At 53.6% G+C, this 22588-nt stretch carries 15 protein-coding genes, 1 tRNA gene and 3 rRNA genes; 8 read left to right on the forward strand and 11 right to left on the reverse strand.

Translation table 11 applies throughout. The features are described from left to right. The first annotated feature begins 47 nt into the window (after positions 1 to 47). The 3 genes from CAMM_RS10600 (at position 48) to CAMM_RS10610 (ending at position 3811) form a co-directional block, all read left to right on the forward strand. Positions 48 to 1277: an NAD(P)/FAD-dependent oxidoreductase gene (locus CAMM_RS10600; RefSeq protein WP_040355358.1), complete on the forward strand. Its 1230-nt coding sequence runs from the start codon at positions 48 to 50 to the stop codon at positions 1275 to 1277. Positions 1278 to 1529: 252 nt separating this feature from the next. Further along, positions 1530 to 2903: an MmgE/PrpD family protein gene (locus CAMM_RS10605; RefSeq protein WP_003847150.1), complete on the forward strand. Its 1374-nt coding sequence runs from the start codon at positions 1530 to 1532 to the stop codon at positions 2901 to 2903. 71 nt (positions 2904 to 2974) lie between these two features. After that, on the forward strand, positions 2975 to 3811 hold the full coding sequence (locus CAMM_RS10610; protein ID WP_040355355.1) for a phosphosulfolactate synthase: 837 nt from the start codon (positions 2975 to 2977) through the stop codon (positions 3809 to 3811). A gap of 104 nt (positions 3812 to 3915) precedes the next feature. On the opposite strand, the gene CAMM_RS10615 is transcribed toward CAMM_RS10610, so the two are convergent. The 4 genes from CAMM_RS10615 to pgm all read right to left on the reverse strand — a co-directional run bounded on the left by CAMM_RS10615 (position 3916) and on the right by pgm (position 7062). Continuing rightward, a tRNA-Ala gene (locus CAMM_RS10615) sits at positions 3916 to 3988 on the reverse strand. Positions 3989 to 4095: 107 nt separating this feature from the next. Then, complete coding sequence (locus CAMM_RS10620) at positions 4096 to 4824, reverse strand: DsbA family protein (RefSeq protein WP_003847147.1); 729 nt, start codon at positions 4822 to 4824, stop codon at positions 4096 to 4098. 137 nt (positions 4825 to 4961) lie between these two features. Then, positions 4962 to 5432: a MauE/DoxX family redox-associated membrane protein gene (locus CAMM_RS10625; RefSeq protein WP_003847144.1), complete on the reverse strand. Its 471-nt coding sequence runs from the start codon at positions 5430 to 5432 to the stop codon at positions 4962 to 4964. Position 5433: 1 nt separating this feature from the next. Continuing rightward, the gene (gene pgm / locus CAMM_RS10630; protein ID WP_003847142.1) at positions 5434 to 7062 is read right to left on the reverse strand and encodes a phosphoglucomutase (alpha-D-glucose-1,6-bisphosphate-dependent); all 1629 of its coding nucleotides are present in this window, start codon (positions 7060 to 7062) and stop codon (positions 5434 to 5436) included. 95 nt (positions 7063 to 7157) lie between these two features. Here pgm and CAMM_RS10635 point away from each other — a divergent pair, with 95 nt between their 5' ends. Both CAMM_RS10635 and CAMM_RS10640 read left to right on the forward strand, forming a co-directional pair. Next, positions 7158 to 7517 carry a fluoride efflux transporter family protein gene (locus tag CAMM_RS10635; RefSeq protein ID WP_040355352.1) on the forward strand — a complete coding sequence of 120 codons (360 nt, stop codon included), beginning with the start codon at positions 7158 to 7160 and terminating at the stop codon, positions 7515 to 7517. Continuing rightward, the gene (locus CAMM_RS10640; protein ID WP_003847135.1) at positions 7510 to 7896 is read left to right on the forward strand and encodes a fluoride efflux transporter FluC; all 387 of its coding nucleotides are present in this window, start codon (positions 7510 to 7512) and stop codon (positions 7894 to 7896) included. The genes CAMM_RS10635 and CAMM_RS10640 overlap by 8 nt, the downstream gene beginning before the upstream one ends. Positions 7897 to 7974: 78 nt before the next feature. Here the strand turns inward: CAMM_RS10640 and CAMM_RS10645 are convergent, their stop codons facing one another. Continuing rightward, positions 7975 to 10536: an ABC transporter permease gene (locus CAMM_RS10645; RefSeq protein WP_003847134.1), complete on the reverse strand. Its 2562-nt coding sequence runs from the start codon at positions 10534 to 10536 to the stop codon at positions 7975 to 7977. Next, a complete protein-coding gene (locus tag CAMM_RS10650; RefSeq protein ID WP_003847133.1) occupies positions 10536 to 11351 on the reverse strand; it encodes an ABC transporter ATP-binding protein in 816 nt (271 codons plus the stop codon). Before CAMM_RS10650 ends, CAMM_RS10645 begins: the two co-directional genes overlap by 1 nt. Positions 11352 to 11882: 531 nt before the next feature. Between CAMM_RS10650 and CAMM_RS10655 the strand changes: the two genes are divergently transcribed. Beyond that, positions 11883 to 12350, forward strand: coding sequence for a universal stress protein (locus CAMM_RS10655; RefSeq protein WP_003847129.1), 468 nt, complete (start codon positions 11883 to 11885; stop codon positions 12348 to 12350). A 135-nt stretch (positions 12351 to 12485) separates the two neighbouring features. On the opposite strand, the gene rrf is transcribed toward CAMM_RS10655, so the two are convergent. From rrf to ramA, 5 genes are all read right to left on the reverse strand, one after another. After that, positions 12486 to 12604, reverse strand: a 5S ribosomal RNA gene (gene rrf, locus CAMM_RS10660). 156 nt (positions 12605 to 12760) lie between these two features. Next, positions 12761 to 15839: ribosomal RNA gene (locus CAMM_RS10665) — 23S ribosomal RNA — on the reverse strand. Between the two features lie 503 nt (positions 15840 to 16342). Continuing rightward, positions 16343 to 17868 (reverse strand): 16S ribosomal RNA (locus CAMM_RS10670). Together the 16S, 23S and 5S rRNA genes form the textbook arrangement of a ribosomal RNA operon. A 620-nt stretch (positions 17869 to 18488) precedes the next feature. Beyond that, positions 18489 to 19757, reverse strand: a complete 1269-nt coding sequence (gene murA / locus CAMM_RS10675) for a UDP-N-acetylglucosamine 1-carboxyvinyltransferase (RefSeq protein WP_003847510.1) — start codon at positions 19755 to 19757, stop codon at positions 18489 to 18491. A gap of 11 nt (positions 19758 to 19768) precedes the next feature. Beyond that, positions 19769 to 20608, reverse strand: coding sequence for an acetate metabolism transcriptional regulator RamA (gene ramA, locus CAMM_RS10680; RefSeq protein ID WP_040355514.1), 840 nt, complete (start codon positions 20606 to 20608; stop codon positions 19769 to 19771). A 297-nt stretch (positions 20609 to 20905) separates the two neighbouring features. Here ramA and cysK point away from each other — a divergent pair, with 297 nt between their 5' ends. Continuing rightward, a complete protein-coding gene (cysK, locus tag CAMM_RS10685; protein ID WP_003847514.1) occupies positions 20906 to 21841 on the forward strand; it encodes a cysteine synthase A in 936 nt (311 codons plus the stop codon). A 121-nt stretch (positions 21842 to 21962) separates the two neighbouring features. Next, positions 21963 to 22535, forward strand: a complete 573-nt coding sequence (epsC, locus tag CAMM_RS10690) for a serine O-acetyltransferase EpsC (protein ID WP_003847516.1) — start codon at positions 21963 to 21965, stop codon at positions 22533 to 22535. The last annotated feature ends 53 nt before the right edge of the window (positions 22536 to 22588 follow it).

Below are 22588 nucleotides of genomic sequence, written 5' to 3' on the forward strand. Positions count from 1 at the left end.
CGACTTCGGAGCCGGCCGCCCCATGTAAAACTACGAGGAGGATGGCTATGAGTACACCAGAAAATATCGTCATTATCGGCGGCGGATTAGCAGGTGCCAAGACTGCCGAAGCTCTACGCGATAAGGGATATCAAGGATCCGTAACACTTGTTGCGGAAGAAGATCACTTGCCCTATGAACGCCCACCACTGTCGAAAGAATATTTGGCGGGAAAGGCTAAGTTCGAAGACGCGGTGGTTCACCCAGCCGACTGGTACGAGGAAAAGAACGTCACCCTCAAGCAGGGAACCCGCGCCACCAAGGTTGATACCAAAGACCATCAGGTCACCCTTGCCGATGGCTCCACCTTGCCCTATGACAAGTTGGTGCTGGCCACCGGTTCCACGGTGCGAAAGCTTCCCATCCCCGGCGCGGATGCGGACAATGTCTTCTACCTTCGCACCGTTGAAAATTCCGATGCCCTCCGCGAAACCTTCGGCAAGGATAAGAAGCTTGTCATCATCGGCGGTGGCTGGATTGGCCTGGAGACTGCCGCGGCGGCCCGCGGCGCAGATACCGATGTCACGCTGCTGGAAGGCGCCAAGCTGCCGCTGTATAAGATTCTCGGCGACGAAGTCGCGCAAGTATTTGCAGATCTGCACAGCGACAACGGCGTTGACCTGCGCACGGATGTAAAAGTATCCGAAATTGTCACTGAGAACGGCCGCGCGGTGGGTGTCCGCCTGGAAGATGGCACCACCATCGATGCCGATAATGTCGCCATCGGCGTCGGCGTTGCCCCAGCCACCGAGCTAGCTGAAGACGCAGGCTTGGATGTCGACAACGGCGTGCTTGTCGATGGCTCCTTGCAAACAAGCAACCCCGATGTCTACGCGGTGGGCGATATTGCCAATCACGACCACTCGGTCCTTGGCCATCGCATTCGGGTGGAGCACTGGGCCAATGCCCTTAACCAACCTGCCGCTGCTGCGGCTGCGTTGCTGGGCCAAGACGATAGCGGTTACACCAACCTGCCGTACTTCTTCAGTGACCAATACGACCTGGGTCTTGAATACGTCGGTCACGCTACCGGCTCAGAAGACAAGGTCGTCATTCGCGGCGATCTGGACAAGCGCGAGTTCGTGGCGTTTTGGGTAAACTCTAAAAACCACATCCTCGCCGCCATGAACGTCAATGTCTGGGACGTGCCAGATAAAATCAAGCCGTTGATTGCAGAGGGAAAGAAGGTGGACTTGGAGCAGTTGGCTAACCCCAACGTTCCATATTCACAGCTGTAAAGTCTTCCCCCTCGCTCAAGTCGAGCGAGCTCCAGCCGGACGAGCCTATGCCGCGCACGATACGCGCGACTGTGCTCGCCCGGCTTTTCCATGCCCCGAGCAAACACTCCTAGGCCCCATGCTACCAGCCTATATTCATGGTTTTCAGGGGAAAATGAGATAGCGCACAGCGCGGAGTAAAGCCGTTGACAATTCTAAAAAGAAGACTAGAACGGAAGGTGAGCCTAAGGCTAGGTGATTGGAGGGTAAACAATGACCGAATCACAACAACTCGCACAATTCGTACAAGATGCAGACCTTGCCCGAATCAGTCCCGAGGCCGTAGAACAATTAAAAATTAGAGTGCTTGACACACTCGGTGTCGCCATCAGTGCGCTCGATGCTGAGCCGACCGTGGCAATTCGTGAACTGCTCACGGATCTCGGCGGCACCCCGACCGCAACAATGATTGGCGGTGGCAAGACTAGCCCCGAACGCGCAGCTTTTTATAACAGCGCATTAAGTCGTTATCTAGATTTTATGGATGCATACCTGGCCAAAGGTGAAACAAACCATCCTTCAGATAACTTCGGCGCAGTCTTGTCATCCGCAGAAAGCGTCGATGCTTCCGGTGCGGAACTACTCACCGCCTTCGCGGTAGCGTACCAAGTACAAACCCGGCTTTCTGATGTCGCGCCGGTACGCGATAAAGGCTTCGATCACACCACTCAAGGTGCGTTTGCAGCTGCCGCCGCGGCAGCCAAGGCGCTGCGGCTTCCAGCGGAGCAAATTGCCAATGCCATTGCTATGGCTGGCACCGCAAATGTTGCACTGCGCGTAACGCGCACGGGAAACCTTAGCCACTGGAAGGGCCTTGCCTACCCACACGTTTCGAAGGAAGGCACCTTCGCAGCGCTCTTAGCCAGCCGCGGCATTACCGGCCCGGAAGAAGTCTTCGAAGGTAACAAGGGCTTTAAAGATTCCATCGCCGGTGACTTCGAGATTGACTGGTCACAGGAAGACCTCGAGAGTGTCACCCGCACGATTATCAAAAAGCACAATGCAGAAATCCATTCACAATCTGCACTCGATGCCGCCCAGGAGATCCGGGATAAAGAAGGCTTTGATCCGGACGAGATAGACAAGGTTCATCTGACTACTTTCGATGTTGCCTACTCGATCATCGGCGGCGGTGAGGAAGGCGATAAGCAGCTTATTCGCACCAAGGAAGAAGCAGACCACTCCCTGCCATGGATGTTGGCCGTGGTGTTTCTCGATGGCCACCTCAACCCAGAGCAATATGCCCCAGAGCGCATCACCGCAGATGATGTGCAGGCGCTGATGAAGAAGGTGGAAATTACGCCCTCGGACGAGCTTTCCAAGCGCTTCCCTGAGCACATGCCAGCAGAACTTCAGGTCACGCTGTCCGATGGCACCGAGTTTTCTACCTCCAAAGATAGCTACTCAGGTTTCCACGATGACCCACTTAGCTGGGAGCAGGCACGTGAGAAATTCGACGTGCTGGTTACGCCATTTACCGGCGATAAGCTGCGCGATGAGATCGCTGAGATTGTCCATGACCTCGACAACCGCCAGGTCTCAGAACTAACGGAAGCCCTGTCGAAGGTCTCTGTGAGCCGAGGCTGATTCCATTGCTTGACTAACGCCTATTTCAAACAATAACTCTTTCTCCATATTTTCCCTGAAAGGAGAAAATCATGACTAATGCAGTCCCACATAACGTATCCTTCAACTTCGTTCCACGCGCATACCGTCCAGAAAAGCCACGTACTTTCGGTATGACGGAAATCCGTGCACCGTACTACTCCACGTTCGGCACTCGCCACTTGCAAGATGTCTTTGATGTTGCGGGGCAATGGGTTGATGGCATCAAGTGGGCTGGCGGTTCCTTTGCCTTGCTCCCTCCCGAGCAAGTCCGCGCATTTAGCGATATCGCACACGAAAACAATGCCTATGTCTCGTCCGGCGGCTGGATTGAAACCGTGCTTCGCTACGGCGATGATGCTGTCGACCAGTATCTCAAGGAAGCCAAGGACGTGGGCTTTGACGTCATTGAAATTTCCGCCGGTTTCATCATGCTCAACACCACCGGCCTGCAGCGCCTGGTCGAAAAGGTCGACAAGGCAGGGCTGAAGGCCAAGCCAGAATTGGGCTTGCAGATTGGTTCCGGCGGTGACTCCGGCGAATCCGAGCTCGCCGCGGAAGGTAAAAAGGATATCGGTGATCTCGTCGACCGCGGCAAAAAGGCTCTCGATGCCGGCGCTTCCATCATCATGATTGAATCCGAAGGCATCACCGAAAACGTCAGCCAATGGGATACCAACGCGGCTGCCTCCATTATTAACGGCCTTGGCCTAGAGAACGTCATGTTTGAGGCTGCCGATGGCCCCGTCTTCGAGTGGTACATCAAAAACTACGGCAATGAAGTAAACCTCTTCGTTGACCACAGCCAGATCCTGCAGCTGGAAGGCCTGCGCCAAAATATCTGGGGCAATAAGAGCACCTGGGGCCGGGTCATCAACCCAGCTCCCTAAACTCACCTAGCTCGTCTCGTCTACGCACGCATTGCCGCGCGTAGACAGGCAACGGACGGTGATTACGAAAAATGCGGTTGACCTTGGTCAACCGCATTATTTTGTGGAGCTAACGGGATTCGAACCCGTGACCCCCACACTGCCAGTGTGGTGCGCTACCAGCTGCGCCATAGCCCCGAACACTAATATAAGTGCTTCCGCGCCTCATAAGGCACTTGTTACAAGATACACCGCCGGAGATTGGTTAACCAAATCGCCGACGGTGTGACTCGTGTTTTGGGTGATTACGCGTTTTCTACCGAGTAAGCCACCCAGTTGTTGAGCTGGTCATCAGGGATATCCTCACCGTCAATGACAACGCGAGGAGAAGAAACCGAACCGGTCTGCTCTTCCAACAACTCGTAGTTGGCGGTAGCAATTTCTTGACCGGTGGAAAGCTGGGAGTTCTCAATCTCTTCGACAACCTCGGAAGACGCGCCGGCATCGGCAGCAGCCTTGGCTACATCTTCTGGCGTCCAGGAGTTGTAGACCTTCTGCTGGTCAGCCATCAAGGTCTTGTGAACATGCCACCACGCCTTAGCTTCGCCAGCTTCAGCCAATGGGGTCACCGCAGCAACCGTCATGGTGGAGTGACCTTCATTGGTGGTTGGGTCCTGGCCATCAAGGAAGTTCAGCTGGCGGATATTGACGATCAGATCGCCTGCTTCGACAGCGTTTTTCATGTCTTCGCTCGTTTGTACAGAAAGGTCAGAGCAGTGTGGACACGAGAAGTCTTCGTAGAGATCCACCTCTGGGGTGTCCTCAGTAGCGCTATCTGATGCCAAGACAACAGCGTTATCTTCAAAGGAAACATTGAAAGCCACGTCTTCGACTTCGCCGCTGCGGTTACGTTGACCGTTGATGACGATATAGCCGATAACAACGGCAACAATCACCAGCAGAGCCACGATGCCCCACAAGAAGCCAGCGCCGCTCTTCTTATTCGGGTCTGAAACCTTGGCAGTTTTCGCCATGAGTTCTCTCCAACTTTCTAGTGTTAATTCTGGAATTTATTTCCGCATTTAGATGCTACTTTATAGGCCTTCAATAGGCACTACCGAATGATGCAGCTCACCGCTCACGCACCGCTTGCGCACCACTACCGCATTGCTTAAGGGTAAATCGCAAATTTCTTAAAGGGCCGAACAATGGTCCATCCCGACAGGAAGATATAGAAGAAATCACGCAAGATGGTCACCGCGTAATTCATGGGACCATCAGATGCGGTTGGGTCTGTCTCGAAGCAGCCGCAGTCAATTTCCAGACCACGCAGCCATGCTTGCCCAATACCGATGACAAATAAGGTCAAGACAATGATGGCAAGCTTGTTCGCGGGTTTGAGAAATAGCCCTAATAGCAGCAGCACGCCACCCATGATCTCCAGCGGACCAATGATTTGAGCTAAGAAATTGGACCATTCGCCAGTGAAAATATCGTAATTTCGGATGGTCATCGCGACTGTGGCGTGCTGGTTCAGCTTGGACAGGCCAGCTGAAATCCAGATATAAGCCATATAGAAGCGCGCAAATGCACTTACACAGTCCAAGATGAACGCCTTGTTAATGTATTTCACTCGGCTCATCTTAGTCGGTGGACGTGTCCCCTAAAACCTCCGCCACCAGATTCTGAGCTTCTTCCTGCACTTTTGTCAGGTGATTTTCATCCACAAAGGACTCGGCATAAATTTTGTATTTCGCCTCGGTACCCGATGGACGCGCGGCAAACCACGCGTTTTCCGTCGTGACCTTCAATCCACCGATGGCTGCACCGTTGCCAGAAGCTTCGGTCAACTTAGCGGTAATCTTCTCACCAGCTAATTCGGTTGCTGTAAGTTGCTCCGGTGACAAAGCTTTCAGGCTGGCCTTTTGCTCGCGGTTTGCCGGAGCATCGGTACGCGCATAGACCGGTGCACCAAATTCGTGCACTAATTCTTCATACCGCTGCGATGGAGTCTTGCCCGTCACGGCAGTAATCTCCGCCGCCAACAGGTTCAAGATGATGCCGTCTTTATCGGTCGACCACACGGAGCCATCGAAACGCAAAAAGGACGCGCCGGCAGATTCCTCGCCACCGAAGCCAATGCTGCCATCGAAAAGCCCCTCGACAAACCACTTGAAGCCCACCGGTACTTCCACGAGTTTCTTGCCCAAGGATTCCACGACGCGGTCAATCATCGAAGATGACACCAAGGTCTTGCCCACGCCGGCATCGCCCCAGTTCGGGCGGTGGCGGAACAAGTAGTCAATGGCCACCGCCAAATAGTGGTTCGGGTTCATCAGCCCGGCATCCAGGGTGATAATGCCATGCCGGTCTGCATCCGCGTCATTGCCGGTGGCCAAATCATAGGTGTCCCGGTTCTTAATCAACGACGCCATCGCATGTGGTGAGGAACAGTCCATGCGAATCTTGCCATCGGTATCCAAAGTCATAAACCTAAAAGTGGCGTCGACTTCCGGATTAACCACGGTCAAATTGAGCCCATAGTGCTTAGCGATGGCGGCCCAATAGTCCACACTCGCCCCACCCATCGGATCCGCACCGATGGACAGCCCGGATTGTGCAATGACTTCCATGTCCACGACGTTGCGCAGGTCCTCAACATAGTTGTGCAGAAAATCCCAGGGCACACACCGCTTATCCAAAACCCCGTCGACACGAGTGCGTTTAACCCCGTCGAGGTCGCGCTGCAAATAATCATTGGCCTGCTGCGCAATCCAGTCGGTGGCATCAGCATCTGCCGGGCCGCCGGTGGGTGGGTTGTACTTAAACCCGCCATCTCGCGGCGGGTTGTGCGATGGGGTGATGACGATGCCATCGGTACCTGGGTTATTCAAGATCGCATGTGAGATTGCCGGGGTGGGTGTATAGCGCCCGTGGCTGTCCACGCGCACTTCCAGCTCATTGGCTACAAGCACCTCGAGCGCACTGACCATTGCCGGTTCCGAGAGCGCATGGGTATCGCGGCCAATAAATATCGCCCCAGTTGTGCCCTGTTGCGCGCGGTAGTCCACGATAGCCTGGGTAATAGCCAGGATGTGGTCTTCATTAAACGCGGAGTCCAAAGAGCTTCCGCGGTGGCCCGACGTTCCAAAAGTCACCGCTTGATCCGGATTGTTCACATCAGGTTGGCGTGTGTAATACGCCGTGGCCAGCTGTGCGATATCGATCAAATCACGTGATTGGGCTAGTTCGCCCGCGCGCTCATGCGCCATGGCTGCTCCTTAGTAGAAGTATGTTGTGGCTCTAGTATCCCCTGTGCCGCCAGTTATTGCAGGCAATGCGGTATCGGGGGATTAAGATTGTGCGTATGCGGGAATCATTAATCGTCGGCGCGGGCGCCGTCCTTGGCGCCTTCGCCCGGTGGGGGCTGAGTCTCGCAGCGGGTTCGCTGGCAATGATGGCCGCAGTACCGCACGCCGGCATTTGGTCCCTGCTGCTGATTAATATCCTCGGTGCCGGTCTCATGGGTTATTTCCAGCCGGGCCCGTTCTGGGGAAAAGGCGTACTTGGCGGGTTTACCAGCTTTTCTACCTTCGCCACCGCCACCGTCGCTCTGACCGCGCTCGGAGCGCTAGGCCATGTCGTCGTAACAGTAGCCGGGTGCGTTTTAAGCTATTTGCTTGGCGATGCCCTCCGCACCCCTCGAAGCCGAGTTAACCATGGCTAATCCGCTCATCCTGATCCTGGCCTTTGGGGCAGCGGCCTTTCTCGGCGGCATGCTGCGTTCTTTGTTGGCGCAATGGTTTCCTGCCCGCGTCGGGACTTTCGTCGCCAATGTTTTGGCTTCTTTTGCCGCCGGCATGGCGATTGGTTTCACCACGGCTATTGACGATCCAGAAACCAGCAATTTTCTCATGCCGGTGGTGGCCACAGGCTTTGCCGGGGCACTGTCGACCTGGTCGACCTTGGCTGCGGAGTTATCCGCGTTGATTAAGTCGAAACAGTGGCGCACCCTCGCGTTTTATTTAGGCCTGACCCTGGCGGTGGGAATCATCTTTGCCCATCGTGGTGCTGTCTGGGCACGGCGTATTTACTACGTGGAATAGAAGCTGATGCAATGCCAAAGGCCGCTGTGGGTGTTATCTTCACAGCGGCCTTTTGCTTCTAGTACAACGGCAGACGTACTAGTCAGCGATGGCTTCGAGCGGTGGAGTCTTAGCCGCACGTGCCGAAGGCCAGATGGCTGCCACGACGCCGACGACCGCAGAGGCTGCCAGCATAATCAGCAGCTGCGCCCACGGTACGACAGCGCCTTCAAGGCCAGTTCCAGAAAGAACTTCAATAAAGGCCCAGCCCAAGCCCAAACCAATCAGCATGCCCATGACCGCGCCAAATACGGCAATCTGCACGGCTTCTAAGGTGATCATGGTCCGAATCTGGCGACGCTGGGTACCTACGGCGCGCAGCATGCCGATCTCTTGGCGACGTTCAATAACGCCCAGGGTCAACGTATTGACGATACCCAAGATGGCGATGATGACAGCCAGTGCCAGCAGCGCATAAAGAATCGACAGCATTTGGTTGATGAGGTCCGTGGCTTGGCCCGCGTACTCTTCACCCGTCATCACCTGGATGATGATCAATTCCTTCATGGACTCTTCCAAGTTGGTGCGCAGCTGATCCAGGTCATAGCCTTCTTCAGCATTTACACCGACAAAGTAGAGCTGGCCTGCTTCCGCCGGCACAAAGTCTTCGAATGCAGACTGCGATACTCCGAAGCCTTCCACAATGGGGTTGGGCTCATAGATACCGATGAGTTCAACTTCGCGGGATTCCATTGGGTTGACCGGCGAGGTGAGTTCATAAGATTCGCCCACCGTCCAGCCATTGGCTTCCGCGACGGTGCGATTAGCGATAAATCCTGGGTTTTCTTCCAGGTCCATCGAACCTTCCACCACGTCAAAGGCAACCATGCTTTCCGGGTTGCCATCGATCGAGTTTGTCATCTGGAATTGCGGGCCATAATCGAGCGCCGCCTGACCATCGACAAGCACTGGCGCCATACCGACCGCAACGGTGTTTGCGACGCCTTCTGTCTCCTGTGCCAAATGTGGAGTAGTTGCCGGCGCTGGGAACGAGCCATCCGTCGGGCCACTCAAGATGTAGTCGGCGGAGACATTGTCTTCCATCAAATCCTCAATCGAGGAATTCATGGTCGCGCCCAGCATGCCAATCGCGGTGACCAGCGCAAGACCCAAGGTCAACGCGAAAGCCGTCGCAGAGGTGCGGCGCGGGTTGCGCTTAGAGTTGGTCGCAGCCAAGGCGCCCACTGCCCCAAACGGCGCACCGATAGCCTTGCCGAAGACGGGAACAATGGGCAGGCTCAATGCTGGTCCAGCGAGGAAGAACCCGACGATAACGCCCAAAGCGCCCACGCCAACCAGCGATGCACGAACACCGGTGGAACCATCGGTCCACACTGCACCGGCGATGGCCAAGGCCACGCCCAGAATCAACAGGGCTAGGCCGATAATGGTGCGAACCTTTAACGACGAGCCCGCCGCGGATTCTGTGGTACGCATTGCTTCCACAGGTTCAACAGCACCTGCTCGGCGAGCTGGAGCCCAGGCTGAGATGACCGTGACGATGGTGCCCAAAATAATTGGTACCACCACCGCGTTAACGGTCAGCCCCAGCCCACCTCCTAGCGGCATATCTTGGGTACTCAAACCGAGCTTAATCAGCGCCACCAAGCCCATGCCAGCGATAACGCCGACCGCGGAGCCGATAAGACCGACAATGACAGATTCGGTGACCACGGACCGCGTAATCTGGCCGCGGGAGGCGCCTAGTGCTCGCAGCAGGGCAAACTCCTTGGTGCGTTGCGCAACAATCATCGAGAAGGTGTTTGCGATGATGAAGGTACCTACCAACAAAGCAATCAGGCCAAAGGCGATGAGGAAGTAGTTAATAAACTGCATTCCTTCAGAAATTGCCTTGGTCAGATCCTCCGCCAGCTTTTCACCGGACTCGGCAGATACGTCATACTCATCATTGAGGTGTTGGACTAAGGCATCCGGTTCAACATCCGAAGCTCCCGATACCGCGAGCGAATCAACCATGCCGCCCGGCGCAAAGCGGTCTAGGTATCCGTCCTCAGACATCATCAAAGCGATAGATGAGCCAGAATCCACCGGCGGTTCATACACACCGGAGACATCAACTTGAATGTGCTCATTCGGGGTGACCAGGATGAGGGTATCCCCAATGGCGATATCGTATTCGTCGACGGCTTCCTGGTTAATAACCACCTCGGAATCACCCGAAGGAGCATTACCTTCCGACATGCGGGCGGCTTCGCCTACATAATCCTGCTCAGGATAAAACGGAGCGAGTGAGGAAGACCCGCCGCCGGTTTGAAAAGCTTCAGAATCTTCATTGGCTGCCACAACAGTCTGGCTACCGCGAATATTGACCGATTCCACCTCTGGGTCATCGACGATAGCTTGGCGGACATCTTCACTGATACCTTCGCTACCCTCTGCTGGGCTTACCGCAGCATCGACGCCGTCGAATGACGAAGAAATCGCCGAATCAAAAGTATCCGACAAGGTCTTGGTGAACATGAAGGAACCAGCAATAAAGGAGGTTCCCAACACCACGGCGAGCAGGGTGAGAGCAAGTCGTAGTTTATGTGCAAAAATATTGCGCAAGGACACCTTGCGCATCGTAGAACCACTAGCCATTAGCCCTCAATCTCCGCCATCACCTGGTGAATGTCTTCCATCGTCGGATCCTGAAGTTCGTTGACGAACTTGCCATCAGACAAAAAGACAACGCAGTCAGCGTAGGCTGCTGCTTTCGGATCGTGCGTGACGATGACAACCGTCTGGTTATCCTTGTCTACCGCAGTGCGCAAAATATCGAGAACTTCGCGGGAAGAATTTGAGTCCAGGTTTCCGGTTGGCTCATCTCCGAAGATGATCTCTGGGCGCGAGACCAGCGCACGAGCACAAGCCACGCGCTGTTGCTGACCACCGGATAGCTCCGCTGGACGATGCCTCAAGCGATTCGCAATGCCCAAACGACTGGTGACTTCCTCAAACCAATGGCGATCAACCTTGCGCCCCGCAATATCGGTTGGCAAGGTGATATTTTCTTCCGCCGTCAAGGTCGGGACCAAGTTAAAAGACTGGAAGATAAAGCCCAGGCGGTCACGGCGGATAGACGTGGTCTCTTTGTCATTTAATCCGGACAAGTTGGTATCGCCAATAAACGCAGAGCCCGACGATGCACGGTCGAGGCCCGCCATCGTGTGCATCAACGTTGATTTACCGGAACCTGACGGTCCCATGATCGCCGTAAACTTATTGCGTGCGAATTCAATATTGATGTGGTCTAAGGCCACAACTGCGGTCTCGCCTTCCCCGTACATCTTGTGAAGATCAACGGCACGGGCGGCGGCAACATCAGTCACCGTATGGTTTTCAGCTTTATCGGTAGCTGCGACGGACGTCTTCTCCGTCTCTTCTTCAGGACTGCCAACGGGCTGATTGCTCATATACTTATATGCTTTCCTCTAACTCCTCCGACCTGTGATGTGGACAAAAGGAGATATTGCGTCAATACAATTACCCTGACAAATCTACCGGACGCAGGGCGCGTAAGAAATCGGGGAAGACCCCTATTCTTTCCTTCAACAGTCCACGTAGTTCCGCGCCCCTCCTGCACGAGCACCAGGATTAATATTTGAGGTTCACCGATACCGTTATCAAGGTGTGCGGTAGACACAATTGAATTCAGGATTAGCCGTCACCGCAGTCCCCTACCGAATCCCCTGGCTCTTTGGAATGGCCCAACCACACGGCTGCCGATAGCACCATTGCTATCGTTCCTTGTCACCCTAGCGCTTTAGATGGTGACTACCTGAGCTCTTTGCCGGTTACTCGATACCGCGAGAAGCGAGCAGAAGGGTTCTTTCACAAGAACTTTCCCAAAGCGCTATGACAGGACATACTAACAATGGTAAATTGAGAGACTTAAGTCATACCTCAAGACTTTTGACCCATTCTGAAAGGGACCCAAACTTACAATGAAGACGATTATCACTGGTGTCGACTCCAGCCAGACCGCTCTCACAGCAGCAGAAAAGGCAGCAGAACTTGCCGCAAGTTTTGATGCAGAGCTCTACGTGTTCTCTGCCTATGCCATCAACTCAGCAGTCGCTATCCAAACCGCTAAGAGCGGAAACATGGCAAACCAAACCTCGGAGGCATATCAACGCCTTGCTAACAGTCAAGCATCCGCAGCGCAAGAAGCCGCAGATTCAGTTGCAGCTATCCTGCGCAACACCTGGCCAAACCTTCAAGTTAAGGCATTCGCAGTAGAAGGCCAGCCGGCGGAAGTCCTTCTGAAGCAGGCAGATAAATTAAAGGCGGATGCGATTGTAGTCGGCAACAAGAGGGCTCAGGGCTTTTCTCGAATCCTCGGCAGCATCTCCCGAAATGTAGCTGCTGAAGCAAAGTGCGATTTGTACATTGTAAATACCACGCGTCAATAGGCAATGGCTAGGAGTATCTCAATAAAGGATACAAATAGCCCAAGCGGGGTAGTAAAACGACAAAAGGCGAGGATGGGAAACACCTAAGTGCTTCTCATCCTCGCTCTTGTTTTATGTAGTTGTTGTTTGTTTTAATGTCGGCGGTAACTTACTCTCCCACACCCTCCCGGGTGCAGTACCATCAGCGCGGGCAGGCTTAGCTTCCGGGTTCGGAATGGGTAACCGGGCGTTTCCCTGCCGCTATTTCCACCGACAAACATGCGGAACACCAAGTCACTGGTGCTACGGGTGTTATGTCAGATACTGCATAGTGGACGCGTTACACACACATACGTGGGTGTCTTATTTTGTTACTGTGCGGAACAAGTATTTTCTCGTTACATGGCGTTAACCAAACCACAACGTGTTTGGTGTGTTAGTTTGTCGGTGCATTAGTACCAGTAGCCTTAACATCTCACAATGCTTACAGGTCTGGCCTATCAACCCTATAGTCTGTAGGGAACCTCAACAGAAACCTCATCTCAAAACAGGCTTCCCGCTTAGATGCTTTCAGCGGTTATCCCTTCCGTACGTAGCCAACCAGCCCTGCTCCTGGCGGAACAACTGGCACACCAGAGGTACGTCCGTCCCGGTCCTCTCGTACTAGGGACAGCCTTCTTCAAGTTTCAACGCGCGCGGCGGATAGAGACCGAACTGTCTCACGACGTTCTGAACCCAGCTCGCGTGCCGCTTTAATGGGCGAACAGCCCAACCCTTGGGACCTACTCCAGCCCCAGGATGCGACGAGCCGACATCGAGGTGCCAAACCATCCCGTCGATATGGACTCTTGGGGAAGATCAGCCTGTTATCCCCGGGGTACCTTTTATCCGTTGAGCGACACCACATCCACAAGTAGGTGCCGGATCACTAGTCCCGACTTTCGTCCCTGCTCGACTAGTCAGTCTCACAGTCAAGCTCCCTTGTGCACTTACACTCACCACCTGATTGCCAACCAGGCTGAGGGAACCTTTGGGCGCCTCCGTTACATTTTAGGAGGCAACCGCCCCAGTTAAACTACCCACCAGGCACTGTCCCCAACCCAGATCATGGGCCAAGGTTCAGGTATCCAATCCGATCAGAGTGGTATTTCAACAACGACTCCACCACAACTAGCGTTGCAGCTTCACAGTCTCCCACCTATCCTACACAAACCGAACCGAACACCAATACCAAGCTATAGTGAAGGTCCCGGGGTCTTTTCGTCCTGCCGCGCGTAACGAGCATCTTTACTCGTAGTGCAATTTCACCGGGCCTGTGGTTGAGACAGCAGAGAAGTCGTTACGCCATTCGTGCAGGTCGGAACTTACCCGACAAGGAATTTCGCTACCTTAGGATGGTTATAGTTACCACCGCCGTTTACTGGGGCTTAAATTCTCAGCTTCGAACACCAAAAGTGTCCTAACCGGTCCTCTTAACCTTCCAGCACCGGGCAGGCGTCAGTCCATATACCTCAACTTCACGTCTTCGCATGGACCTGTGTTTTTGATAAACAGTCGCTTCCCTCTATTCTCTGCGACCCACCACAGCTCACATAGTAAATATGATCACCATAGTGGGTCCCCCTTCTTCCGAAGTTACGGGGGCAATTTGCCGAATTCCTTAACCACAGTTATCCCGAACGCCTTAGTATTTTCAACCTGACTACCTGTGTCGGTTTAGGGTACGGGCCATATACACACATCGCTAGAGGCTTTTCTCGACAGTACAGGATCACCAACTTCACCAAAAAGGCTCCGCATCACGCCTTAACCATATGAGCAACGGATTTACCTATCACTCGGCTTACACGCTTACACCAACAATCCAATAAGTGGCATGGCTACCTCCCTGTGTCACCCCATCGCTTGGACCACATTTCAGGCCCCACGCACGCACACAACACTCTTGCCCGAAGGCGCAAGTACCATGCTTGTGGGTGGTTAGTATCAATGCTTTACCACGGGCGCGCATATACGGGTACCAGAATATCAACTGGTTATCCATCGACTACGCCTGTCGGCCTCGCCTTAGGTCCCGACTCACCCTGGGAAGACGAACTTGACCCAGGAACCCTTAGTCATCCGGCGGGACAGATTCTCACTGTCCAATTCGTTACTCATGCCTGCATTCTCACTCGCACACAGTCCACGACTCCTTACAGTACCGCTTCATACCATGCACGACGCTCCCCTACCCAATACATACAAAATGCATTGCCGCGGCTTCGGCGGTGTGCTTGAGCCCCACTACATTGTCGGCGCAAAACCACTCGACCAGTGAGCTATTACGCACTCTTTCAAGGATGGCTGCTTCTAAGCCAACCTCCTGGCTGTCTTCGCGATCTTACATCCTTTTCCACTTAGCACACCCTTAGGGGCCTTAACCGGCGATCTGGGCTGTTTCCCTCTCGACTATGAAGCTTATCCCCCACAGTCTCACTGCCGTAGAACACAATTGATGGCATTCGGAGTTTGGCTGATGTTGCTAAGATGATAGTCCCGCTCAACCAACCAGTAGCTCTACCTCCACCAAGCTACTACGACGCTGCACCTAAATGCATTTCGGGGAGAACCAGCTATCACGGAGTTTGATTGGCCTTTCACCCCTACCCACAACTCATCCCCGCAGTTTTCAACCTACGTGGGTTCGCGCCTCCACGACGTCTTACCATCGCTTCACACTGGCCATGGGTAGATCACCCCGCTTCGGGTCCAGGACATGCCACTACCACCCTCGTTAGGATTCGGTTTCCCTACGGCTACCCCACACGGGTTAACCTCGCGACATGCCGCTGACTCGCAGGCTCATTCTTCAAAAGGCACGCCATCACCCACACAACAAGGGGCTCTGACGGATTGTAGACACATGGTTTCAGGAACTATTTCACTCCCCTCCCGGGGTACTTTTCACCATTCCCTCACGGTACTCATACACTATCGGTCACACTGAGTATTTAGGCTTACCGGGTGGTCCCGGCAGATTCACAGCAGATTCCACGAGCCCGCTGCTACTCGGGCACCACAACACACACACCATGTTATCTTCACCTACAGGGCTCTCACCTTCTACGGCCGGGCATTCCAACCCACTTCACCTAACAACACAATGCGCGCTCTGTCCTGGTAGAAACAGAAAATCATGGCCCCACAACACCGCATGCACAACCTCTACCAAGTATCACATACACACGGTTTAGCCTCATCCACGTTCGCTCGCCGCTACTAGCAGAATCATTATTTATTTTCTCCTCCTGCAGGTACTAAGATGTTTCACTTCCCCACGTATAACCCCCACACTGACTATGAATTCATCAGCAGGTACCTACCCATAACGGCAGGCGGGTTTCCCCATTCGGACATCCTCGGATCAACGCTCAATTGACAACTCCCCGAGGCTTAACGCAGCCTTACACGTCCTTCATCGGCCCAGCATACCAAGGCATCCACCATGCGCCCTTAAATAACAAACACACACCCCACACACCACAAAGTGCATGGGGGTGAACAACCATAACTAAAAAATACTAAACACACACCAACCAAAGTTGGTATGCGACGTTCTCACAGAAAAAATAAGAAAAATTACACACACCACACAAACACTTCAAAAGCACTCGTGTGGTGGATGCTCGCGTCCACTATACAGTTCTCACACAACACCCCACACCACCAACCACACACCCACTCAGCAAAGAGTCTTTAGTATGTGTTTCGTGATGCAAGCACCAGGACCAACCCACATAAAGTGGATTGCTGTCCCAGACACCCAACAGTGCACCAATGCAATATCCAGATTTAAATATTGTCCATGACTATGTGTTTCAAGAATTTGTGTTAGCAGCCCATCATGGCTGCCGGTGTGTTTCCACTCCGATTCAAACTCGGTGGCATGACCACACTCGGGCCATCAACCACCAACACCCGCGCCACACAACCGTGTGACAGCAAAGATGTTTAATTTAAAAGCTCCTTAGAAAGGAGGTGATCCAGCCGCACCTTCCGGTACGGCTACCTTGTTACGACTTCGTCCCAATCGCCGATCCCACCTTCGACAGCTCCCTAACAAGTTTAGGCCACTGGCTTCGGGTGTTACCAACTTTCATGACGTGACGGGCGGTGTGTACAAGGCCCGGGAACGTATTCACCGCAGCATTGCTGATCTGCGATTACTAGCGACTCCGACTTCATGGGGTCGAGTTGCAGACCCCAATCCGAACTAAGGCCGACTTTCAGGGATTCGCTTCACCTCACGATGTCGCTGCCCATTGTATCGACCATTGTAGCATGTGTGAAGCCCTGGACATAAGGGGCATGATGATTTGACGTCATCCCCACCTTCCTCCGAGTTAACCCCGGCAGTTTCTCATGAGTCCCCACCATCACGTGCTGGCAACATAAGACAAGGGTTGCGCTCGTTGCGGGACTTAACCCAACATCTCACGACACGAGCTGACGACAACCATGCACCACCTGTATACAGACCACAAGGGACGAACTATCTCTAGCCCAATCCTGTATATGTCAAGCCCAGGTAAGGTTCTTCGCGTTGCATCGAATTAATCCACATGCTCCGCCGCTTGTGCGGGCCCCCGTCAATTCCTTTGAGTTTTAGCCTTGCGGCCGTACTCCCCAGGCGGGGCGCTTAATGCGTTAGCTACGGCACAGAAGACGTGGAAGCCCCCTACACCTAGCGCCCACCGTTTACGGCATGGACTACCAGGGTATCTAATCCTGTTCGCTACCCATGCTTTCGCTCCTCAGCGTCAGTTACTGCCCAGAGACCTGCCTTCGCCATCGGTGTTCCTCCTGATATCTGCGCATTTCACCGCTACACCAGGAATTCCAGTCTCCCCTACAGCACTCAAGTTATGCCCGTATCGCCTGCACGCCCGAAGTTAAGCCCCGGGATTTCACAGACGACGCGACAAACCACCTACGAGCTCTTTACGCCCAGTAATTCCGGACAACGCTTGCACCCTACGTATTACCGCGGCTGCTGGCACGTAGTTAGCCGGTGCTTCTTATCTACCTACCGTCACCACCCAAGGTGGCTTCGTCGATAGCGAAAGGAGTTTACAACCCGAAGGCCGTCATCCCCCACGCGGCGTCGCTGCATCAGGCTTGCGCCCATTGTGCAATATTCCCCACTGCTGCCTCCCGTAGGAGTCTGGGCCGTATCTCAGTCCCAATGTGTCCGTACACCCTCTCAGGCCGGATACCCGTCGCCGCCTTGGTAGGCCATTACCCCACCAACAAGCTGATAGGCCGCAGGCTCATCCCACACCGCAAAAGCTTTCCACCACAACATCCAAGAAGTGGTCCTATATGGTATTAGACCCAGTTTCCCGGGCTTATCCCACAGTGCAGGGCAGATCACCCACGTGTTACTCACCCGTTCGCCACTCGAGTACCTGTACAAGTACAGGCCTTTCCGTTCGACTTGCATGTGTTAAGCACGCCGCCAGCGTTCATCCTGAGCCAGGATCAAACTCTCCACAAAAATAAGGCTGTGAAAAGCCCAAAACCTAACCAAAAAAGACAAACAACACACAAAACATCACTGCAATGTGTGAAGCTGACCAAAAATTACTACATAAAGAAATCAACAAACCCAACCAAACAAAAAATGCCAGTTGAGTAAGGTAAAAGTGTTTTAACCTGCATCAGCAGACAACAATTACATTCAATATGCACCGTTAAAAATATTTAACTATTTTCAATGCCACCCATAACGACAAGTGACATCCGGTACACACCAACAACCAAACACACCCGAAGGAATGCTCAGTCCAACATAATTCTCATCCACACAACACAGACAAAAATATAAAATCTAGTACATTGGTACACTATTGAGTTCTCAGACAACAACCACACCACCACGACCAACCCGCATTACACACGAGGCAGAAGATAAGTGAATGGAAAGTCACAAATAAATTTTGCTTGTCAACGGCTGTTTTCCTACCGCCATACTCACCAGAACCTCAGGCTCTGTGCGGGGCGTTGTCGGTCTCGCTGACTCACATAAAGTTACACACCAACCAGAAACAACACAAATCCCCAGCACAAACTACATTTCTGCGATTCGTACTGGGGTTCATTTTTGATGATGTGAAGTTATTGGACGATTTCCTCTTGTCCGCGCTCAATCGTGGCACCAAGCGCCTGGAGGTTTTCCACGAAGTGCGGGTATCCGCGGTCAATATGGAAGACATCATGCACAGTGGTTACTTCATCAGCGCAAAATGCGGAGAGCACCAATCCTGCACCCGCACGGATATCGGATGACCAAACGTGCGTGGAGGAAAGCTTCTCTTGCCCACGAAGAACAACATGGTGGCCATCGACTTGAGCGTCTGCACCGAGTCGAAGCATCTCGTCAACAAAGCGGAAGCGAGACTCAAAGACATTCTCTGTAATGACGGCAGTTCCTTCAGCTATTGCAGAGAGCCCAATAGCCATTGGCTGCAGGTCAGTAGGAAAGCCCGGAAATGGCAGAGTTTGATAATCCACTGACTTTGGTCGACCGTCCATGCGAACACGGAATCCGTTTTCATAGGTCTCAATATCTGCACCGGCAGAACGCAGCTTCGATAGCGGAAGGTGCAAGTGACGTGGAGCGATACCGCTAACCGTGATGTCACCTTGGGTCATCACCGCAGCATAAGCCCAAGTACCTGCAACAATGCGGTCACCAATGACTTCATGGTTAGTGGGATAGAGCTTGTCCACTCCGTTGATAGTGATAGTAGAGGTGCCAGCACCGGAGATATCTGCACCCATCTCCAAGAGCATGCTGCACAGATCAACAATCTCGGGCTCGCGCGCAGCGTTGTCCAATACCGTGGTGCCCTTAGCAAGCACTGCAGCTGTCAAAATATTTTCGGTAGCTCCCACGGATGGAAAATCCAGCTTAATCTTTGCCCCAACAAGCTCGGAGGCTTCGGTTACTACCGCGCCATGCTCAATGTGGGTTGTTGCACCAAGCTTTTCTAATCCAGACTGGTGCATGTCCAGAGGGCGGGAGCCAATGGCGTCACCGCCCGGAAGGGCTACACGGGCTTTGCCACAACGTGCAGTTAGCGGACCCAAGACACAAACGGATGCGCGGAATTGACGAACAGCATCAAAGTCAGCATCACTTCGGGGCACCGCTGGGGTGTCAATAGTGACAGTCGTACCGTCAATGTCCACCGTGCAGCCTAGACCCTCAAGCACCTTTTGCATCAAAGGGACATCGAGGATCTCTGGGCAATTAGTTAGCGTTGTAGATCCTTCAGCCAGCAATGCGGCGGCCATCAGTTTAAGAACCGAGTTCTTGGCGCCGTCTACTTTCACAGCGCCTTGCAGGCGCGCTCCACCGGAAACAGTAAATAGATCTTTCACGCCTAACTATCTTACGGCAATGCACCAATTCGGCGCGCAGCGTTGACAGCCTCGTAGCGAGTATGTGCTCCAAGCTTGCGCATTACTGAGCGAAGATACGATTTGACGGTCTCGGCGCCAATGCCCATTTCTTCTGCCGCTTCCACATTTGTGTGGCCCAATGCGACGCAGCTCAGCACGTCCAATTCTCGGGCCGACAATTTAGTGGATTGCTTGACACGAACTGGTGAGACCATCTGATCGCAAAGTGCTTCTAGCTCCTTGCGCAAAGATTCATCTTCGACACGGTTAGCAAGCATGCGCAGCTTTGAGTGCGTGGAACGTACTTGCTCCCACTCCGCGCCGTTCATTACGTGACCGCGACCGGCACCAGCCTTGGTGCCATCACTACGACGAAGCGCGGAATTTACCGCTAGGTCCTGTTCCAGACTGCGCGCAGTCATCGTGACTTCTTCAATCACTTTGTCGCCGAGACGAACTGGTGAGTGCACTCCAACGTAGATGACTCCACGAATTTCGCGTTGCACAATCACGGGAACTGCCACGATCGAATGCAATCCTTCATCTTGAATGTAGCGGTCATTCTCGTGCGAGATCGTATTCGCGCGAATATAGTCAGACACGCCAACTGCACGACGGGTAGAGACTACGCGTCCACCAACACCAACACCCGGTTCAATGATGAGATTCTGCAGTGCCGGAGTACGTAAGCCAACCCACTGCGTAATTTGCAGCCGGTTATCCGGCAACAGAGTTCCGTACATGGTGACCGGAATGCCTGTAGCCGTCTTCAAAGAAGACAACGCGGTACGGACGGCTTCATCGTCGTCTTTTATCCGATGCGAGTCCATTAACCCAAACTCCTTAAAGCCCGTAAAACGGGGGTATTCCAACACGGTTACCCACAGTTTAACCGTTATTCGGGGGTAATCCTAACCCACTGCGCTACGGAAACTCCAATCTGACTCACATCGAGTTCCATAAATCTAGGGACACCCGAACAGGTGCCCCCGCTTACTGCAACAACGCACTTGCTCCACCCCAAATCTTAACCTTTCGGTCTAGAATAAATATACCGTCCGGTCTAGTGTCGTGGTGTACACTAGCGATAAACCAACAAAGTTGTCTACAAAGAGGAGGCCATATCCATGGCTAAGATTCACGATTCAATTCTTGACACCATCGGTGGAACCCCACTGGTTCGACTCAACAGCCTGACCAAGGATCTCGGCGCAGAGGTACTGGTTAAGGTCGAGTCCTTCAACCCAGCTAACTCGGTCAAAGACCGCATCGGTAAGGCAATCGTCGACGCCGCTGAGGCATCTGGCGAGCTCAAGCCAGGCGGCACCATCGTAGAGGCCACCTCAGGCAACACCGGTATCGCACTGGCACTTGTTGGCGCAGCCCGTGGCTACAAGGTTGTATTGACCATGCCAGAGACCATGTCCGCTGAGCGCCGCGTCTTGCTGCGCGCATACGGTGCGGAAATCGTCTTGACCCCAGGTGCTGCTGGCATGCAGGGCGCTGTCGACAAGGCTAATGAGGTTCTGGCGCAGCAGGACAACGCAGTCCTTGCCCGTCAGTTCTCCAACGAAGCAAACGCGCAGATCCACTACGAGACCACTGGTCCTGAGACCTGGGAAGACTCCGGCGAAAACGTGGACGCATTCGTCGCTGGTGTGGGCACAGGCGGCACTGTCACCGGTGCTGGCCGCTACCTGAAGGAAAAGAACGCCGACCTGCGCCTAGTCGCTGTCGAGCCTGCTGATTCCCCAGTACTGACCGAAGGCAAGGCTGGCCCACACAAGATTCAGGGCCTTGGCGCTAACTTCATTCCTGAGGTTCTGGATCGCGAGCTTCTCGATGAGGTTCTTACCGCAACCAACGAAGAATCCATCGCTATGGCCCGCAAGCTGGCTACCGATGAGGGCCTACTGGTTGGTATCTCCTCCGGTGCAAACGTCGCAGCAGCGCTGAAGCTCGCTGAGCGTGAGGAATTCAAGGGCAAGACCATCGTCGTCGTTGCACCAGACTTTGGTGAGCGCTACGTCTCCACCGTCCTCTTCGAAGACATCCGCGACTAATTAATTCTCGGCTGCGCGAAGACTTTAATTCATCGCGTCATTCCCGGCTATCCAATGTTATTGGGCAGCCGGGTCTTTTTGTGTGGTGGCGACTTAAAGGTTTAACGGTAGAATCCGGGGCATGAACCCTTTCACAATCATTTCTCGGATTCGGGAAGACCTTCGCAATGCACGCGAGCATGATCCTGCTGCTCGTGGCGACCTTGAAAATGCGGTCGTTTACTCCGGGTTGCACGCCATTTGGGTCCATCGCATTTGCCACTGGCTGTGGAAGCGCAATATTAAGGGACCGGCGCGGATTTTATCGCAACTAAACCGCTTCTTTACCGGAATTGAGATCCACCCTGGTGCAACTATTGGTCGACGTTTCTTTATCGACCACGGCATGGGCATCGTTATTGGCGAAACCGCCGAGATTGGCGACGGCGTCATGCTTTATCACGGCGTGACTTTAGGTGGCCAGGTTCTGACCCAAACTAAGCGGCACCCCACGCTCAAAGACAATGTCGTGGTTGGTGCGGGCGCTAAGGTGCTTGGTCCCATCACCATCGGCGAAGGCTCCGCGGTAGGGGCGAATGCTGTAGTAACCAAAGACGTTCCTGATAATCACACCGCGACCGGTATTCCGGCTAAAAATCGCCCACGCAAAAAGGACCAGCAAATCAAGCTGGTCGACCCTGATTATTTTATTTAATTTCCTACTAATTACTCAACGAAAAGTCGCTGCACAATGTCATTTGTGCAGCG

The sequence above is a fragment of the Corynebacterium ammoniagenes DSM 20306 genome, assembly GCF_001941425.1.
GTDB lineage: Bacteria > Actinomycetota > Actinomycetes > Mycobacteriales > Mycobacteriaceae > Corynebacterium > Corynebacterium ammoniagenes.

Coding starts and splice junctions, on each gene's coding strand:
- cysK (WP_003847514.1), top strand. CDS start 20,906: ATGGCTAAGATTCACGATTCAATTCTTGACACCATCGGTGGAACCCCA.
- pgm (WP_003847142.1), bottom strand. CDS start 7,062: ATGGCGCATGAGCGCGCGGGCGAACTAGCCCAATCACGTGATTTGATC.
- CAMM_RS10650 (WP_003847133.1), bottom strand. CDS start 11,351: ATGAGCAATCAGCCCGTTGGCAGTCCTGAAGAAGAGACGGAGAAGACG.
- CAMM_RS10600 (WP_040355358.1), top strand. CDS start 48: ATGAGTACACCAGAAAATATCGTCATTATCGGCGGCGGATTAGCAGGT.
- epsC (WP_003847516.1), top strand. CDS start 21,963: ATGAACCCTTTCACAATCATTTCTCGGATTCGGGAAGACCTTCGCAAT.
- CAMM_RS10620 (WP_003847147.1), bottom strand. CDS start 4,824: ATGGCGAAAACTGCCAAGGTTTCAGACCCGAATAAGAAGAGCGGCGCT.
- CAMM_RS10655 (WP_003847129.1), top strand. CDS start 11,883: ATGAAGACGATTATCACTGGTGTCGACTCCAGCCAGACCGCTCTCACA.
- CAMM_RS10605 (WP_003847150.1), top strand. CDS start 1,530: ATGACCGAATCACAACAACTCGCACAATTCGTACAAGATGCAGACCTT.
- CAMM_RS10635 (WP_040355352.1), top strand. CDS start 7,158: ATGCGGGAATCATTAATCGTCGGCGCGGGCGCCGTCCTTGGCGCCTTC.
- CAMM_RS10610 (WP_040355355.1), top strand. CDS start 2,975: ATGACTAATGCAGTCCCACATAACGTATCCTTCAACTTCGTTCCACGC.
- ramA (WP_040355514.1), bottom strand. CDS start 20,608: ATGGACTCGCATCGGATAAAAGACGACGATGAAGCCGTCCGTACCGCG.
- CAMM_RS10645 (WP_003847134.1), bottom strand. CDS start 10,536: ATGGCTAGTGGTTCTACGATGCGCAAGGTGTCCTTGCGCAATATTTTT.
- CAMM_RS10640 (WP_003847135.1), top strand. CDS start 7,510: ATGGCTAATCCGCTCATCCTGATCCTGGCCTTTGGGGCAGCGGCCTTT.
- CAMM_RS10625 (WP_003847144.1), bottom strand. CDS start 5,432: ATGAGCCGAGTGAAATACATTAACAAGGCGTTCATCTTGGACTGTGTA.